Origin of the sequence: Streptomyces sp. HmicA12, from assembly GCF_000373565.1 — a bacterium.
In the GTDB taxonomy this organism is placed as follows: domain Bacteria; phylum Actinomycetota; class Actinomycetes; order Streptomycetales; family Streptomycetaceae; genus Streptomyces.
Window position 1 is genome coordinate 263,312 of record NZ_KB891851.1, and the last position, 16,122, is coordinate 279,433.

Consider the following 16,122-nt stretch of genomic DNA (forward strand, 5'->3'; position numbering starts at 1 on the left):
TCGATGTGCGGCTCCGCCGCGTGGGCGCGACCAGCCACAAACGACCCGCACCCGCCAGACGGCACAAGGCGGCACATCCAACGGCGCACACCAACCACCCGCACACAGGAGAACACGCCATGCAAAGACGCACGCTCCTCAAAGCGGCCGCGGCAAGCGTCGCCGCGCCCACCCTGCTCACCGCGACCGGCACCCCCGCCTCCGCCGCGACCTCCCTCTCCATCCGCGGCATCGACTTCTCCTCCGTGGCGAAGGCGGAGGCCCTCGGCGCGGTCTGGCACCAGTCCGACGGCACCCAGATCAACCCGGTCCAGCTGCTCTCCCGCGCCGGCATCACCCACGCCCGCCTGAAGGTCTGGGTCAACCCGGCCGACGGCTACAACAACAAGGCCCGGATCCTGCCGATGGCGGTGCGCCTGAACCGCTGGGGCATCAAGACCATCATCGACTTCCACTACTCGGACACCTGGGCCGACCCGGGCAACCAGACCAAGCCCGCCGCCTGGGCGAACTACTCGGTCTCCCAGCTCAGCACCGCCGTGTACAACCACACCGCCGACGTCCTCGGCGCCCTCACCGCCCAGGGCACCCCCGCCGACCTCGTGCAGATCGGCAACGAGATCAACGGCGGCATGCTCTGGGACACCGGCAACTGGAACAACCTCGACAACCTCGCCGCGTTCCTCACCTCCGGCATCAACGCCGCCCGCGCCACCACCCCCGGCGTGCGTACGGTCCTGCACCTGGCCAACGGCGGTACGCAGAGCCTCTACCAGTGGTTCTTCGACGCCATGCGGGCACGCGGCGTGGCCTGGGACGTCATCGGCATGTCCTTCTACCCGTACTGGCACGGCACCCTCGCCGACCTGGCCGCGAACCTCGCCTACGTCACGAGCCGTTACGGCACCCCGGCCTTCGTCGCCGAGACCGCCTACCCGTGGACGCTGAACGACAAGGACGGCTTCGCCAACCTGGTCAACTCCAGCAGCCAGCTCACCTCCGGCTACCCGGCCACCTCCACCGGCCAGAACGCCTGGGTCAAGGCGATCGCGGACACCGTGGCCGCCACCCCGAACAGCAGGGGCCTCGGCTACTGCTACTGGGAGGGCTTCTGGACCGCCACCACCGGCAACGGCTGGGACCCGACGAACTCGGCGTCCGGCAACAACTGGGAGAACCAGGCCCTGTTCGACTACAACAGCGTGGCCCTCCCGGCGCTCTACTCCATCGGCTCGTACCGCGCCTGAGCCTCTGTCCGCATCTGTGACCGGTTACAGCACGAATCGGTCACCTTACTTGCCAATGATCAATCGCATGCGTTTATCTTGGCGCATCGCCGTGCGATCTCATGTGTGCACGCTCCCAGAACGACGCTGACGACAGCGACGACAGCGGGGAGCGTGCGCCGAAGTTCCGGATCCCCAGGAGAAGACCCCTCATGACGCAGCACCGGCTCGCCTTCGGCGGCGACTACAACCCCGAGCAGTGGCCGGAGGCCGTCTGGCACGAGGACGTGCGGCTGATGCGCGAGGCCGGCGTGACGATGGTGAGCGTCGGGATCTTCTCCTGGGCCCTGCTCGAACCGGCCCCGGGCGCCTACGAGTTCGGCTGGCTCGACCGCGTCATCGGCCTGCTGCACGAGAACGGCATCGCCGTCGACCTCGGCACGCCCACCGTCGCCCCGCCCAAGTGGTTCTACGACCGCAACCCCGACGCCCTGCCGGTCACCGCCGACGGCAACCGGCTCAACTTCGGCTCGCGCGGCGCCATCTGCCACAGCAACCAGGCCTACCGCGACGCGTCCGCACGCATCACCGAGCAGCTCGCCCGCCGCTACGGCAAGCACGAGGCCGTCGCACTCTGGCACGTCCACAACGAGTACGGCGTCCCGGTCAGCGCCTGCTACTGCGAGAGCTGCGCCGCCCACTTCCGCCGCTGGCTCTCCGCCACGTACGAGACGGTCGACAGCGTCAACCACGCCTGGGGGACGGCCTTCTGGGGTCAGCGCTACGCCTCCTTCGACGAGATCGACCCGCCGCGCACCACCCCGACCGTCGGCAACCCGGCGCAGCAGCTCGACTACCGGCGCTTCGCCGACGCCACCCTGCGCGAGAACTTCGTGCGCGAGCGCGACATCCTGCACCGGCTCGCCCCCGGCACCCCGGTCACCACCAACTTCATGACGGCGCTCAGCCAGTGCGACTCCATCGACTACTGGGCCTGGGGCCGCGAGGTCGACCTCGCCACCAACGACCACTACCTGATCACCGACGGCCGCCGGACACACGTGAACCTGGCCATGGCCGCAGACCTCACGCGCTCGGTCGCGGGCGGCGCCCCCTGGCTGCTGCTCGAACACTCCACGTCCGGCGTCAACTGGCAGCCCCGCAACCCCGCGAAGGCCCCCGGCCAGATGGCCCGCAACTCGCTGGGGCACGTGGCGCGCGGCTCCGAGGGCGCGATGTTCTTCCAGTGGCGGCAGTCGCGGCGCGGCGCCGAGAAGTTCCACTCGGCGATGGTTCCGCACGGCGGCACCGACACCAAGGTGTGGCGCGAGGTGTGCGAACTCGGTGCCACGATCAAGGAGTTGGGAGGCGTCGCCGGGACGCGCACGGTCGCCGACGCCGCGCTGCTGTGGGACTGGCACTCCTGGTGGGCGCAGAACCTTCAGTGGCGCCCGAGCGAGGACCACGACGCCCGCGAGCGCGCCGACGCGTACTACGAGGCGCTCTACGACCGACACCTTACCGTCGACTTCGCCCACCCGGAAGCCGACCTGTCGGCGTATCCCCTGGTCGTCGTCCCCGCCCTCTACCTGGCGACGGAGGCCGCGGCCCTCAACGTCCGCGAGTACGTCGAGAACGGCGGCACGCTCGTCGTCTCGTACTTCTCCGGCATCGTCGACGAGCACGACGCCGTGCACGAGGGCCCCTACCCGGGCGCCTTCCGCGACGTACTCGGCCTGACCGTCGAGGAGTTCAGCCCGCTGCTCGCCGGTGAGTCGGTGCGGATCGGCGCCCCCGACGGCTCCGAACTCACCGGCGACGTATGGACCGAGTTCGTCGTCCCCCGCGGCGCCGAACCGGTGTGGACCTACGCGGACGGGCTCGCCGCCGGCCGCCCCGCCGTCACCCGGCACACGTACGGGCGGGGCACCGCCTGGTACGTCTCGACGCGGCTGTCCGCCGCGGACCTCGACGCGATCCTCGCCGCTGCCGCCGCGGACGCCGGGATCACGCCCCGCCCCGAACTCCCGCGCGACGTCGAGCTGGTGACACGGACCGGCGACTCGGGCACGTACCTCTTCGCGATCAACCACACCGCCGACGAGGCCAAGGTACCGCTGCCCGCGCCCGGCACCGACATGGGCACCGGGCAGCCCGTGACCGGCACGTTCGCCGTCCCCGCGGGGACGGTCCGGGTGGTGCGCCTGGACGCCTGACCGCAGATCAGGTCACGTGTCGGGCAACGACTCCGGCCGGGTTCCGTGGGGGAAGTCCGGCCGGACGGCGGCGGTGCCGCGCCCAGCCTTGGGCGCGGCACCGCCCCAGCCCCTGCCCGCGGCCGCGGTGATCACCCGGGAGTACTGTTCCGGCGCATGACGCACACGGAACCTCCGCACACGGATCTGCCCCGCACGCTCACGCCGACCGATCGCACACGCCTGCGCCGCTTCAAGGAGAACGCGTCCTTCGAGCGCTCCGACCTGGAAGCCGTCCTCGACGCGGGCTTCGTCTGCCACCTGGGCGTGACCGTCGACGGCGTCCCCATGGTCGTACCGACGGTGTACGGACGCGACGAGCGGTTCCTGTACGTGCACGGGTCCGTGGCCAGCCGCAGCCTCGCGGCCGATCCGGACGCGACGATATGCGTCACCGTCACCCACGTCGACGGCCTCGTCCTGGCCCGCTCCGTCTTCGAGCACGGCGTGAACTACCGCTGCGCGATGCTCTACGGCGTCCCGCGCAGACTGACGGACGACGCCGAGAAGACCGAGGCCCTGCGCATTCTCACCGAGCACACGGCGCCGGGACAGTGGGACTACGCGCGCCGCCCCAGCCGCAAGGAGCTCGCGGCCACCACCGTCCTCGCCCTGCCGCTCGACGAGGCCTCCGTCAAGATCAGCGCGGGCCCGCCGGACGACGGCGACTCCGCCGACGCCGCCCTCGGCCTGTGGGCCGGAACCCTCCCGCTGACCTCCCGCTGGGGCGCGCCCACCGCCGACCCGGTGCTGCCCGCCGGAATCACCGCGCCCGCCCACGTCGTGGCCCGAGCGGGGACCCGCCAGGGCTGACCCGCGGGCGGGGGATACCGTGGGGAGAGCTGTGACCGTCGGATGAGCAAGGAGAACGGGATGCAGAGCCGCACGGCGCTGGTAGAGGACCTGATGGAGCGCTTCCCGCACGTTCCGAGGGAAGCGGTCTTCAAGGAGGACCTGCTGCGCGGCGGTGTGGCCTTCGACGCCTCGGCGCTCAGTGACAACGAGGACGGCGAGGTGAAGCCGAAGTCGTACTTCATCTTCTCCTTCGACCACGGCACGCTCCCCGAGCTCGGCGAGGCCGCGCTGCGCCGCCCGCCCGAGGAGATCGTCCTCACCGGCGGCCCCTACGACCTGCGCCGCACGGTCGTCTCGGTCCGCGTGAACCCGTCGTCGCCGTACCGCGTCGCCGCCGACGAGTCCGGCATGCTCGGCCTCTACCTCGACGGCAAGCGGATCTCCGACGTCGGCGTGCCGCCCATGCCGGAGTACTACCGCCACAAGCTCTCCAACGGAAAGTCGGTCATGGAGGTGGCCCCGACGATCCAGTGGGGCTACCTGATCTACCTGACCGCGTTCCGCGTCTGCCAGTACTTCGGCGCCAAGGAGGAGTGCCAGTACTGCGACATCAACCACAACTGGCGCCAGCACAAGGCGGCCGGCCGCCCCTACACGGGCGTGAAGGACGTCGACGAGGTCCTCGAGGCGCTCTCGATCATCGACCAGTACGACACCGCGAAGGCGTCGACCGCGTACACCCTCACCGGCGGCGCGATCACGTCGAAGGTCCAGGGACTGGACGAGGCGGACTTCTACGGGCGCTACGCCAAGGCCATCGAGGAGCACTTCCCCGGCCGCTGGATCGGCAAGGTCGTGGCCCAGGCGCTGCCCAAGGACGACGTGCAGCGGTTCAAGGACTACGGCGTGCAGATCTACCACCCCAACTACGAGGTGTGGGACGAGTACCTGTTCAAGATGTACTGCCCGGGCAAGGAGCGCTACGTCGGCCGTGACGAGTGGCACAAGCGCATCCTCGACTCGCGCGACGTCTTCGGCGCCCGCAATGTGATCCCGAACTTCGTCGCGGGCGTCGAGATGGCCGAGCCCTTCGGCTTCAAGACCGTCGACGAGGCCATCGCCTCCACCACGGAGGGCCTGCGCTTCTTCATGTCGAACGGCATCACGCCGCGCTTCACCACGTGGTGCCCGGAGCCGACGACGCCGCTCGGCAAGGAGAACCCGAACGGTGCGCCGCTGGAGTACCACATCCGGCTGCTGGAGGCCTACCGCTCGACCATGGACGAGTTCGGTCTGTCGTCCCCGCCCGGATACGGGCCGTCGGGTGCCGGCCGGGCCGTGTTCTCGGTCAGCTCGTTCATGGACAGCCTCGCGCCGAACCAGGAGGCCGTGGAGGTCTGAGGCGCGCGTCCCCACGGGACGCGCACCCGACCAGGACGTCTACGCGGCAGCGGCCTGCTCGTCGGTGGTGCCGGCGCTCTCGGTGACCGGTGCCGGTGCCGCGACGAGCGTGCGCAGCAGATCCGCGCCCGCGCCCGCGAGCACCGTGGCGAGCACCGCGATCCGGGCCTGGCCCGCGCGGAGCGTGCCGGTGAGGACGGCGCCCGCGGCGACCAGGTCCACGGCGCCGCCGCCGGTGTAGATCTCGGCGAGCGGCCCGGCCGGGACCCGGGTGGAGACGGCGACGAGCACCCCGCGGCGCACGGCGTCGGCGACCGCGGCGGCGAAGGCGGGGGTGGCGTTCCCGGCGCCGGTGGCGACGAGCACGATGCCCCGCGCGCCCGCCTCGATCGCGGCGTCGAAGAGCGCGGGATCGGCGTCGCTGTGGTGCATGACGATGTCGACCCGCGGTATCCGGCCGTCCGGAGCGGGCGCGGCCAGCGGGGCCGGGCGCTCCGGGGTGCGGCGGACGTCGACCCGGCCGAAGCCGAGCCGCCCGAGGGCCTCGGGCCGCGACGGGTCGCCGAACGCGTTCGCGGCGAGCGTCTGCGTCTTCACCGTGCCGCGCGCGGCGTGCACCTTGCCGTCGAACGCGACCAGGACGCCCAGATCCTTTACGGAGGAGGCGACTTGAAGCGCGTCGTACATGTTCCCCGGACCGTCGCCGTCGGTCGCGCCGAGCGGCTTCTGCGCACCGGTGAACACCACCGGGCGCGGGTCGTCGTGGTACAGGTCGACCAGGAACGCGGACTCCTCCAGGGTGTCCGTGCCGTGCGTGACGACGATGCCGTCGACGTCGGGGTCGGCGAGCTCCTCGCGCACCGCGCGCAGCAGGGTCAGCTGCCGCTCGGTGGTCATCTGCGAGCTGTTGATGTTGAACAGGTCGACGACCTTCACCGCCACGCCGTCCGGCACGGCGGCGCTGGCCAGGACGGTGTCCCCGCCGGCGTCCGCGGCGTAGCCGGTGCCCTGCCAGCGGCTGGCGATGGTGCCGCCGGTGCTGATGAGCGTGATGCGCTTCATGAAGAGGTGCCTCGCGGGTCAGGTGGGGGGAGTGCTGCGGCTGCGCCGGGTGTGCGGCGTGCGCATACACATTCGATCACCGCAAGGATAGGTCGAAAACGGCGCAATCGGATTGCCAATCCTGACCCGGGAACGCGGAAACCGTGGTGGATAATTGCGCCATGGACAGCATTGACCTGCACATCTTGCGCGAGCTGCAGCAGGACGGCCGCCTCAGTAATCAGGAGCTGGCCCAGCGCGTGGGTCTGAGTCCGTCCCCGTGTCTGCGCCGCGTCCGGCAGCTGGAGCAGGACGGGGTCATCCAGGGCTACCGCGCGATCGTCGACCCGGAGGCCGTCGGGCGGGGCTTCGAGGTCCTGGTCTCCATCGAGGTGCGCCGCGACCGCGAGTCCGTCGAGGCGTTCGAGCGCGCGCTCCAGGACATCCCCGACGTCATCGAGGCCTACCGCCTCTTCGGCAGCCCCGGCTGCCTGCTGCGCATCGCGGTCGCCGACCTCGCCGCGTACGAACGCCTGTGGATCGAGCGGCTGACCACGCTCGACGGGGTCACCGAGGTGAACTCCCAGATCATCATGAAGCGGGTGAAGGAGCATCGAGGGCTGCCTGTGTAGCCCGGGCCGGCCGCCCGCTCACCGGCCGGCCCGTCGGTCGAGCGCTCAGTCGACCTCGTAGAAGTCGACGCCGTAGGTGCCGACCTTGACGCCGAGGCCCTTGAAGCCGCCGTCACCGTTGTCGCCGCCGTACTCGCTCCAGTACTGGCAGCGGAGCCCGGTGTCCTTGCCGAAGTCGAACGCCTTGGCGGCGGGCAGCTCCTCGCAGGAGATCTTGCTCGCGTCGGACCGGGACTTGTACGTCTCCCACAGGCGCCCGTAGGCGGCGTCGGCGACCAGCAGCCCCTTCTTCGGGGTGCTGTTGTAGAAGGTCATGAAGGAGCCGGGCTTGTAGCTCTTGCTGATCTTGACCTCGTACGGGACGGTGGCGCCCTCGTAGGTCACGTTGCAGGTGCTGACCGCGTTCGCCTTCAGGGTGATGCCCTTGGGGCAGTCGGCGCTGGTCTTGCCGGGCACCTTCACCTGCCGCAGCACGTCCTCGCGCAGCTTGTGCTTGACCTTCTCCGTGAAGGAGGCGTCGGTCGCCGGCTCCGGGGTGACCTCGAGCTTCGGGTCGGAACTGTCGGCGAGGACGGCCTTGTTCGGTCCGGTCACCTGGACGGGAAGGGCCTTCTGCGGGGCGGCGGCCTCCGTGGCCCCGCTGCCGGTCGACGAGGACGACGAGGGTGCGGACGACGGGAACGGGAAACCCGAGTCGGAGTCGGAGTCGTTCCCGGAGCTGCAGCCGACCGCGAGCACCGCGACGGCGGCCAGCGGTATGAGGTTCTTTGAGACGCGCATAAGGGCAGCGTAAGTGGAGGCTGTGCGGGGTCATGACGACTCGATCGGGCGTGCGAAGGTCCGGGAGTGTGCCGCTGTAGAGGGATATGTCGCGTCAAAAGAGTGTGCGCGACCTCGGTTTACGTCCCCTTTGCCTCCCTGACGGTGTCTCGGCCGCGAAGAATTCGTGGCCTGAATGTGACGGGCGGCCGTCCGCTCGCGTGCGCGACGCCGGGGTCGTCCCCGGCTCGGTGGAGCAGGACGTCGTCTTCCTGCTCGACGACCTCCAGGCGCTCCTCTCGAAGTGGCACCCGAGTGGGCGCTCCGGGCGTGGCTCGAAATCGATCATGAGGGTATGGTCATTTCTTGACGGTTACTTGGTAATCGCTTTACCTTCAAGCGGCGCGACGTCCGCGTGATCGACACCCCCTACGTGACGGAGGTTCACGATGGAGAAGCTGATCCGGAAGATGGCCCAGGACGACGTCTGGCAGCGCTGGGTCGCCGCCAACTCCTCGGGCACGGCCGCCAAGGACGGCTGCATCAGTGCCACCCCGAAGAGCGGATGCATCAGCGCGACGCCCAAGTCCGGCTGTATCTCGTGACCGCGACCGGCCCACCGGCCGGCCGGCTTCCGACCGGCTGACCGGACGTGCCACCGGGGCGGGCCGGGCCCTTTTCCCGGCCCGCCCCTTCCCGTCTCCTCGCGTCTCCTCGCGTCTCCTCGCGTCTCTTCGCGTTCCTTCGCGCTCCTGGAGGTTTCCGCTTGCCCAGCCCACGAACGGTGCTGACGCAGGGTCAGCCGACCCCCGAAGTCGTCGACCGGATCAGGGACATACCGATCTACCGCACGTCGGCCGGACGCGGGCACTTCCCCGTCCTGGACAAGCCCGAGATCGCCCGCGGCTTCCCCGACAACTGGATGACCCCGCGGCTCGCCGCCGCGCTGGAGTCAGGCGAGGCCGAGTACGTGCTCTCCACCGGCACCAACCACGCCCGGATGCAGATCATCCGGCCCCCGTACTTCCTGCTGAACTCCTACTACCGGCTGTGGAGCGAGCACCCCGACATCGCCTTCACCTGGGAACAGGGCTGCCGCCGCGTCTCCCTCACCACGGTCCTCGCCACCGAGCACGTCGCCCGCGTCAACGCCAAGAAGCGCGGGACGCGACCGGATCCGGTGCCCGCCCTCGACGAACGGCGCCTCGACGCCCGTACGGTCTATCTCAACCTGCGGCTCGATCCCGCACTGTGGGAGCGGCACGAGGTCGAGCGCATGATCGGCGAGATCCGGGACGAACAACGCGCGCACCCGCAGGGCCTGTACCACCTCGACTGCTCCGCCCACCACCTGGCGCACCTGGTGCTCAAGGCGAAGCAGTGGGGGCTGTGGGACGACTTCCCGCCGCCCGCGAGCATCATCCACGCCTACGAGTACACGCCCGCCACCGTCCGGCGCTTCCTCGTGCGGCACTTCGCCTGCCCGGTGATCGACCTGTTCGGCAGCACCGAACTCGGCTACCTCTACTACAGCGACCGCACCGGCCGGTACCACCCGTACCTCGACGACATGGGCGTCGAACTGATCCCGGTCCACCCCGGCAGCGCGATCCACAGCCTCATCGTGACGAGCGTGCGCAACCCGTACATGCCGCTGATCCGGTACCGCTCGGGCGACTGCGTCCGCACCGCGGACGGGACGCCGGATCCGGACAGGATCGTGCGCTTCTGCGGACGCGAGAAGGAACTGCTCACGACGGCCCACGGGCCGGTCTCCCAGGGGGACCTGGACGACCGGGTCGGCGAGGTCGCGCCCGAGGTCTTCCTGCACCAGCTCCACGTACCGGACGAGGGGGAGCGCGAAGCCCTCCTCGTCTACACGACCTTCGACGGTACGCCGCAGCCCGGACGCTCGGCCCAACTCGCCGCCGCCGTCGCGGACCTGACCGGTCTGAGCTGCCGGGCCGAGCACCGTACGCACATCCCGGTCGGCAAGTCCGGCAAGTACGCCTGGCTCGCGCGCGACGGGCGCTGACCCACCCTCGACACAGCCGGAGGAGAACCATGACCACGCACGTCCACCTGTCCGAGGGCGACCTCACGGCGCTGATCGGCGACGAGCTGCACGCCGAGGTGGTGGCGTACTTCGTCGAGAGGACCGGCGCCGCACCGGACTTCGTCACGCGGCAGGTCACCGAGTGCCTGCGCTACCTCTACCTCGTCTCGCGCCACCGCGACCGGCTCGGCGGGCTCTTCCTGCCGGTGGAACAGGACATCGACGAGATCTGGCACTACCTCATCCTGCAGACCCGCGAGTACCGCACCCTGTGCGAACAGCGGTTGCCCGGCGGGTACTTCATCGAGCACCGCAGCATCGCCTACGAGGCGTACCAGCAGGAGCCGGGCCGGGAACGGGCGATCGACGAGGCGCTGCGCTGGATCCCCTTGTACGTAAGGGAGTTCGGCCCGTTCGACGAGGGCGCGCTGCCGCACTGGACGATCGTGCGGTTCCTGCACGAGGAGCTCGGCATGCCGTTGGCGGACATCGCGGCGCTCGACGCGGCGGAGACTCCTTGACGACGGCCCCGGTGGCCGCGACGGCCACGGACCCCGAACTCCCGCGGCAGCGCAGGGTCCTGACCGTCCTGGTGATCTCGCAGGTCATCGGCGGACTCGGACTCACCGCGGGGATCACGGTCGGCGCGCTGATCGCCGAGGACATGCTCGGCTCCACCGGCCTCGCCGGAGTTCCCGCGCTGCTGTTCGCCGGCGGCTCCGCGGCCGGCGCCGCCGGGATCGGCCGGCTGTGCCAGCTCCGGGGGCGACGGCCCGGTCTCGCGGCGGGGTACGCCGCCGCGGCCGTCGGCAGCCTCGGTGTCGTCACGGCCGCGGTCGCCGACAGCCCCGTCCTGCTGCTGATCGCCCTGACCGTGTACGGGGCGGGCACCGCGGCGCACCTGCTCTCCCGGTACGCCGGAGCCGACCTGGCGGCGCCCGAGCGCCGGGGCCGCGCCATGAGCACCGTCCTGTTCGCGACCACCCTCGGCGCGGTCGCGGGCCCCTTCCTGGCCGACGCCACCGGCGAGGTGGCCCACCAGTGGCACGTGCCCCGGCTGGCCGGCCCCTTCCTCCTCGCGGCCGTGGCCTACGCGCTCGCCGCCGCCGTCCTCGTGCTCTTCCTGCGCCCGGACCCGCTGCCGCCGGCCAGGGCCGCGGCGCCGGAGCCCGCCGACACGGCGCAGGGCACGGCGCGGGCGGGGCTCTCGCGGGGCCTGCTCCTCGGCGCGGCCGCGATGGCCCTCGCCCAGCTCGTCATGATCGCCGTGATGACCATGACCCCCGTCCACCTGCGCGCTCACGGGCACGGCACCCAGGCCGCCGGGCTCGTCATCGCCCTGCACGTCGGCGCGATGTTCCTGCCGTCCCCGCTGACCGGCCTGCTGGTCGACCGGATCGGCGGTCCACGGGTCCTCATGCTCTCGGCCCTCGTCCTGCTCGCGGCCGGAGCCGGGGCCGCCGCGGCGCCCCTGGACTCCCTGCCCGCCGTCGCCGCGAGCCTCGTCCTGCTCGGCCTGGGCTGGAACCTCGGCCTGATCGGCGGCACCGCCGTCGTCACCGCCGCGGTACCGCCCGCCCACCGCGCCGCCGCGCAGGGCCTCGCCGACGTCGGTGTCGCCGTCGCCGGCGCCACCGGGGGCATGGCCTCGGGACTGGTCGTCGCCGCCTCCGGATACGCCGTGCTCGCGGCCGGGGGAGCGGCGCTGGCCCTCGCGCTGGTGCCGGTGGCGTTCGCCGTGGGGGTGCTCCGGCCGCCGCCGCGGTTCCGCACCGCGGAGGACAAGAGTTAAATCGGTTGAGGGCGGCAGGGCGAGTGGTTATGGTCGTCACTGTTCGAGCGGCCGCTGCCGCAGCTGAGTGTGTGATCCGGGAGGTGTTGACCGATGACTGTCGTCGCGACGGGCGTTGCCCGCAACCAGCAGTTCGTCAAGTCCACCTCCGTGGCCGCCGGCTGACACCTCTTCTCTTCCGCGTCTGTGTGCGCGGTGCCGGGGCCACCCATGTGAAGGGTCACCCCTTGTCTTCCTCTTCTCTCTCTGGCTCGGTCTCCTCGCACCCGCTCGCCCCGCACGGCTGGGACGCGGAGTGGGAGGCCGAGTTCGGCCCGTACGCCGAGCGCGGTCTCGTGGTCGGCCGGGTCATCCGTGTCGACCGCGGGCAGTGCGATGTCGCCACCGCCGACGGTGTGGTGCGCGCCGACACCGAGTTCGTCGTGCCCCGCGACCCCCTGAAGGTCATCTGCACGGGGGACTGGGCCGTCGTTGATCCCGAGAGCGCCGATCCCCGCTATGTCCAGGCGTATCTCCCGCGCCGTACCGCGTTCGTGCGGTCCACCTCGTCCAAGCGGTCCGAGGGACAGGTCCTCGCCGCGAACGTCGACCACGCGATCATCGCCGTGTCGCTGGCCGCCGAACTCGACCTGGGCCGCATCGAACGGTTCCTCGCCCTGGCCTGGGAGTCCGGGGCCCAGCCCCTCGTCGTCCTCACCAAGGCCGACCTCGTGCCCGACCCGGTCGGCCTGTCGTACCTGGTCTCCGACGTGCGGACCACCGCGCCCGGCGTCGAGGTGGTGCCCGTCAGCGCGCTCGACGGCGCCGGGATCGAGATCCTGCGGGCCGTCGTCGCGGGCGGCACGTCCGTGCTGCTCGGCCAGTCCGGCGCCGGGAAGTCGACCCTCGCCAACGCGCTGATCGGCGCCGACGTCATGGAGGTCCAGGCCGTACGGGACATGGACGGCAAGGGCCGGCACACCACGACCACCCGCAACCTGTTCGTGCTGCCCGGCGGCGGCGTACTCATCGACACGCCCGGGCTGCGCGGGGTCGGTCTGTACGACGCCGAGGCGGGCGTCGGCCAGGTGTTCGCCGAGATCGCCGAGCTGGCGGAGCGGTGCCGGTTCCACGACTGCGCGCATGACGCGGAGCCGGGCTGCGCGGTGCTGGCCGCGCTCGACGACGGGACGCTTCCGCAGCGGCGGCTCGACAGTTACCGCAAGCTGCTGCGGGAGAACCAGCGGCTCGCCGCGCGTACGGATGCCAGGTTGCGGGGCGAGATGCTCAAGGTCTGGAAGCAGCGCGGGCAGGAGGGCCGCGCCGCGATGGAGGCCAAGCGGGGGCGCCTGAGGTAGGGGCTGGTCGCGCAGTTCTCCGCGCCCCTGAAAGGCCTACGGCCTTCAGGGGAAGCCGCGCGCAGCGCATGCTTCAGGGGCGCGGGGAACTGCGCGAGAAGCCCCACCGGCCCGCGCCCGGCGACGAAACCCCCAGGGGCAACGCTGTGTCCGATTCCCGCCAGCCAGAGCGGCCCGCACCCGCGACACTGGGAAGCGTGATGATCGACCAGGACACGCGCTACGAGGCCGTGCGCAGCCGCGACGCCCGGTTCGACGGGGAGTTCTTCTTCGCCGTCGAGACGACCGGGATCTACTGCCGTCCGAGCTGTCCCGCGGTCACCCCGAAGCGGCAGAACGTGCGGTACTACGCGACGGCCGCCGCCGCGCAGGGCTCCGGTTTCCGGGCCTGCCGGCGGTGCCGTCCCGACGCCGTGCCCGGGTCCGCCGAGTGGAACGTACGGGCCGACGTCGTGGGCCGCGCCATGCGGCTGATCGGTGACGGGGTCGTCGACCGGGAGGGCGTCGGCGGGCTCGCCACCCGGCTCGGGTACAGCGCCCGCCAGGTGCAGCGCCAGCTCACCGCGGAGGTGGGCGCGGGCCCGGTCGCGCTCGCCCGGGCCCAGCGCGCGCACACCGCCCGCGTCCTGCTGCAGACCACGCCACTGCCGGTCACGGAGATCGCGTTCGCCGCCGGTTTCGCCAGCGTGCGGCAGTTCAACGACACCATCCGTGAGGTGTACGCCCGTACGCCCACGCAACTGCGCGCCGACGCCCCGGACCGGAGCAGGGCCGTCGCCGCCACCGCCGGTATCCCGCTGCGCCTCGCCCACCGGGGCGCTTATCAGGCCGGGCCCGTCTTCGACCTGCTCGGACGTGAACTCATCGACGGGGTGGAGGAGTTGACCGGGGCGAGCGGGTCGCGGATCTTCCGGCGCACCCTGCGGCTGCCCTACGGCAGCGGCATCGTCTCCGTCGACGAGGCCGGGCACGAGCAGCCCGGCGCGCGGGCCGAGCATCGGGGCGGCTGGCTCGACGCCCGGATCCACCTCACCGACCTGCGGGACCTGACGACGGCCGTGGGCCGGCTGCGCCGCCTCCTCGACCTGGACTCCGACCCGTACGCGATCGACGAGCGGCTCCGCGCCGACCCCCGGCTCGCCCCGCTCGTCACCGCCCGCCCGGGGCTGCGCTCGCCCGGCGCCGCCGACCCCGACGAACTGGCCGTACGCATCCTCGTCGGCCGCGCCGAGGCGGCGCGCCTCGTCGAGCGGTACGGAAAACGGCTCGACGCGCCCTGCGGCGGACTCGCCCGGCTCTTCCCCGCGCCGGACGCCCTCGCCGGCGAACCCGGCACGCTCGGCGCCCTCGCCCGCGCGCTCGCCGACGGCACCCTGCGCCTCGACGCGGGCGCCGACCGCGACGACGCCGAGGCCGGACTGCGTGGCCTTCCCGGCATGGACGCGCGCACCGCCGCCCTGATCCGGCTGCGCGCGCTCGGCGACCCCGACACCGCGGTACCGGGGGACCGGCACTTCAGCGACAGCGACGCATGGCGGCCCTGGCGGTCGTACGCGCGTCAACACCTCGACGTAGAAGGACAGTTGTGACCCCCATGAACGACACCGCGGCGACCGCTGCCACCACCACGTACTGCACGACCCTCGACAGTCCGCTCGGTGAACTGCTCCTCACCGCGGACGCGTCCGGCGCCCTGACGTCCCTGTCCGTCCCCGGGCAGAAGGGCGGGCGCACGGTCCAGGACGGCTGGGTGCGTGACCCGGCCCGGTTCGCCGAGGCGCGACGGCAGCTCGCCGCCTACTTCGCCGGTGAACTCAAGGAATTCACGCTGGAGTTGAGGCCCGAGGGGACGGAGTTCCGGCGCAAGGTGTGGGACGCGCTGGACGACGTCCCCTACGGTGCCACCACCACGTACGGCGAGGTCGCCGCCCGCATCGGCGCCTCGCGCGCCGCCGTGCGGGCCGTGGGCGGCGCGGTCGGCGCCAACCCGCTGCTGATCCTGCGCCCCTGCCACCGGGTGATCGGCGCCGACGGCTCCCTCACCGGGTACGCGGGCGGCCTGGAGCGCAAGGTCCAGCTGCTGACCCTGGAAGGGAACCTCTGACGTCAGGGGGCGACGGCGACGGCCGCCGTGTACCCGTCCGGCGCCGGAACGTCCCGGACCACCCAACCGCCGGGCGCACCGGGCGAGCCGGTCAGCGTGCCGACGTAGTCGAGGTCCGCCGCGCGGGCCAGGCCCGTGCCGATCCCCTTGAGGTAGGCCTCCTTGCGGACCCAGGCGCGGGCCAGGGCGGCGCGGTGGGCCGACGGGGTGTCGAGAGCGGCCAGTTCGGCCCGCTCGCGCGGGTGCAGGACGGCCGACAGGTCCTGGGCCACCTCGGCGGAGGGGAGTTCCTCCACGTCGGCGCCGACCGGCGCGGGCGCGACGGCGATCAGGGCCAGGTCGCCGCTGTGGGAGAGCGAGAAGTGCACGTCCGGTGCGTCCGCGAGCGCCGGGCGGCCGTGGGGCTCGCCGCATCCCGGGCAGGCCAGGCGGACGAAGCGCACGTCGCCCGGGGCGCACCCGAGGTGCTCGCCGAGGACACCGCGCAGCGCCAGATGCGCGGCGACGTACCGCTCCCGGTGCCGCGCGAAGCGGAACCCGGCGGCGCGGCGCAGCTCGGTCTCGTCCAGGACGCCGGTCCCGTCCCCGGAACCCGCCTCGTCGTCCGTCCGCGCCAGCCACAGCCGGACCCGCCCCTGCGGCGGCAACTCCCTCACGTCACGCATGGGTGCCCACGAGCTGTTCATGATCTGTCACGCCTCCAGGTAGCGCGGCACGGCCAGGA

At 71.8% G+C, this 16,122-nt stretch carries 15 protein-coding genes; 12 read left to right on the plus strand and 3 right to left on the minus strand.

Annotated elements, in window-relative coordinates:
- Window positions 1-119: 119 nt before the first annotated feature.
- The 4 genes from B072_RS0140200 (at window position 120) to B072_RS0140215 (ending at window position 5,677) form a co-directional block, all read left to right on the plus strand.
- Window positions 120-1,247 carry a glycoside hydrolase family 53 protein gene (locus B072_RS0140200; RefSeq protein WP_026246832.1) on the plus strand — a complete coding sequence of 376 codons (1,128 nt, stop codon included), beginning with the start codon at window positions 120-122 and terminating at the stop codon, window positions 1,245-1,247.
- Window positions 1,248-1,438: 191 nt separating this feature from the next.
- On the plus strand, window positions 1,439-3,442 hold the full coding sequence (locus tag B072_RS0140205) for a beta-galactosidase (protein WP_018535666.1): 2,004 nt from the start codon (window positions 1,439-1,441) through the stop codon (window positions 3,440-3,442).
- 156 nt (window positions 3,443-3,598) lie between these two features.
- Window positions 3,599-4,294: a pyridoxamine 5'-phosphate oxidase family protein gene (locus B072_RS0140210; RefSeq protein WP_018535667.1), complete on the plus strand. Its 696-nt coding sequence runs from the start codon at window positions 3,599-3,601 to the stop codon at window positions 4,292-4,294.
- Window positions 4,295-4,354: 60 nt separating this feature from the next.
- The gene (locus B072_RS0140215) at window positions 4,355-5,677 is read left to right on the plus strand and encodes a radical SAM protein (RefSeq protein WP_026246834.1); all 1,323 of its coding nucleotides are present in this window, start codon (window positions 4,355-4,357) and stop codon (window positions 5,675-5,677) included.
- 39 nt (window positions 5,678-5,716) lie between these two features.
- Here the strand turns inward: B072_RS0140215 and B072_RS0140220 are convergent, their stop codons facing one another.
- Window positions 5,717-6,739, minus strand: a complete 1,023-nt coding sequence (locus B072_RS0140220; RefSeq protein WP_018535669.1) for an asparaginase — start codon at window positions 6,737-6,739, stop codon at window positions 5,717-5,719.
- Between the two features lie 161 nt (window positions 6,740-6,900).
- Here B072_RS0140220 and B072_RS0140225 point away from each other — a divergent pair, with 161 nt between their 5' ends.
- Window positions 6,901-7,350, plus strand: a complete 450-nt coding sequence (locus tag B072_RS0140225; protein ID WP_018535670.1) for an Lrp/AsnC family transcriptional regulator — start codon at window positions 6,901-6,903, stop codon at window positions 7,348-7,350.
- 45 nt (window positions 7,351-7,395) lie between these two features.
- Here the strand turns inward: B072_RS0140225 and B072_RS0140230 are convergent, their stop codons facing one another.
- Entirely contained in the window at window positions 7,396-8,130 is a 735-nt protein-coding gene (locus B072_RS0140230; RefSeq protein WP_018535671.1) for a hypothetical protein, read from the minus strand.
- Between the two features lie 428 nt (window positions 8,131-8,558).
- On the opposite strand from B072_RS0140230, the gene B072_RS48910 reads away from it, so the two are divergent.
- From B072_RS48910 to B072_RS0140270, 7 genes are all read left to right on the plus strand, one after another.
- Entirely contained in the window at window positions 8,559-8,714 is a 156-nt protein-coding gene (locus tag B072_RS48910; RefSeq protein WP_018535673.1) for a hypothetical protein, read from the plus strand.
- 179 nt (window positions 8,715-8,893) lie between these two features.
- Window positions 8,894-10,144: a hypothetical protein gene (locus tag B072_RS0140245; RefSeq protein ID WP_018535674.1), complete on the plus strand. Its 1,251-nt coding sequence runs from the start codon at window positions 8,894-8,896 to the stop codon at window positions 10,142-10,144.
- Between the two features lie 29 nt (window positions 10,145-10,173).
- Complete coding sequence (locus B072_RS0140250) at window positions 10,174-10,686, plus strand: hypothetical protein (RefSeq protein ID WP_018535675.1); 513 nt, start codon at window positions 10,174-10,176, stop codon at window positions 10,684-10,686.
- Window positions 10,683-11,957, plus strand: coding sequence for an MFS transporter (locus B072_RS45110; RefSeq protein WP_051127400.1), 1,275 nt, complete (start codon window positions 10,683-10,685; stop codon window positions 11,955-11,957). Before B072_RS0140250 ends, B072_RS45110 begins: the two co-directional genes overlap by 4 nt.
- 227 nt (window positions 11,958-12,184) lie before the next feature.
- A complete protein-coding gene (rsgA, locus tag B072_RS0140260; RefSeq protein ID WP_018535677.1) occupies window positions 12,185-13,294 on the plus strand; it encodes a ribosome small subunit-dependent GTPase A in 1,110 nt (369 codons plus the stop codon).
- A gap of 200 nt (window positions 13,295-13,494) precedes the next feature.
- Window positions 13,495-14,883: a bifunctional transcriptional activator/DNA repair enzyme AdaA gene (locus B072_RS0140265; RefSeq protein WP_018535678.1), complete on the plus strand. Its 1,389-nt coding sequence runs from the start codon at window positions 13,495-13,497 to the stop codon at window positions 14,881-14,883.
- A 5-nt stretch (window positions 14,884-14,888) separates the two neighbouring features.
- A complete protein-coding gene (locus B072_RS0140270) occupies window positions 14,889-15,398 on the plus strand; it encodes a methylated-DNA--[protein]-cysteine S-methyltransferase (protein WP_018535679.1) in 510 nt (169 codons plus the stop codon).
- A gap of 2 nt (window positions 15,399-15,400) precedes the next feature.
- Here the strand turns inward: B072_RS0140270 and B072_RS0140275 are convergent, their stop codons facing one another.
- Window positions 15,401-16,084: a 4'-phosphopantetheinyl transferase family protein gene (locus B072_RS0140275; protein ID WP_063746492.1), complete on the minus strand. Its 684-nt coding sequence runs from the start codon at window positions 16,082-16,084 to the stop codon at window positions 15,401-15,403.
- Window positions 16,085-16,122: the final 38 nt, after the last annotated feature.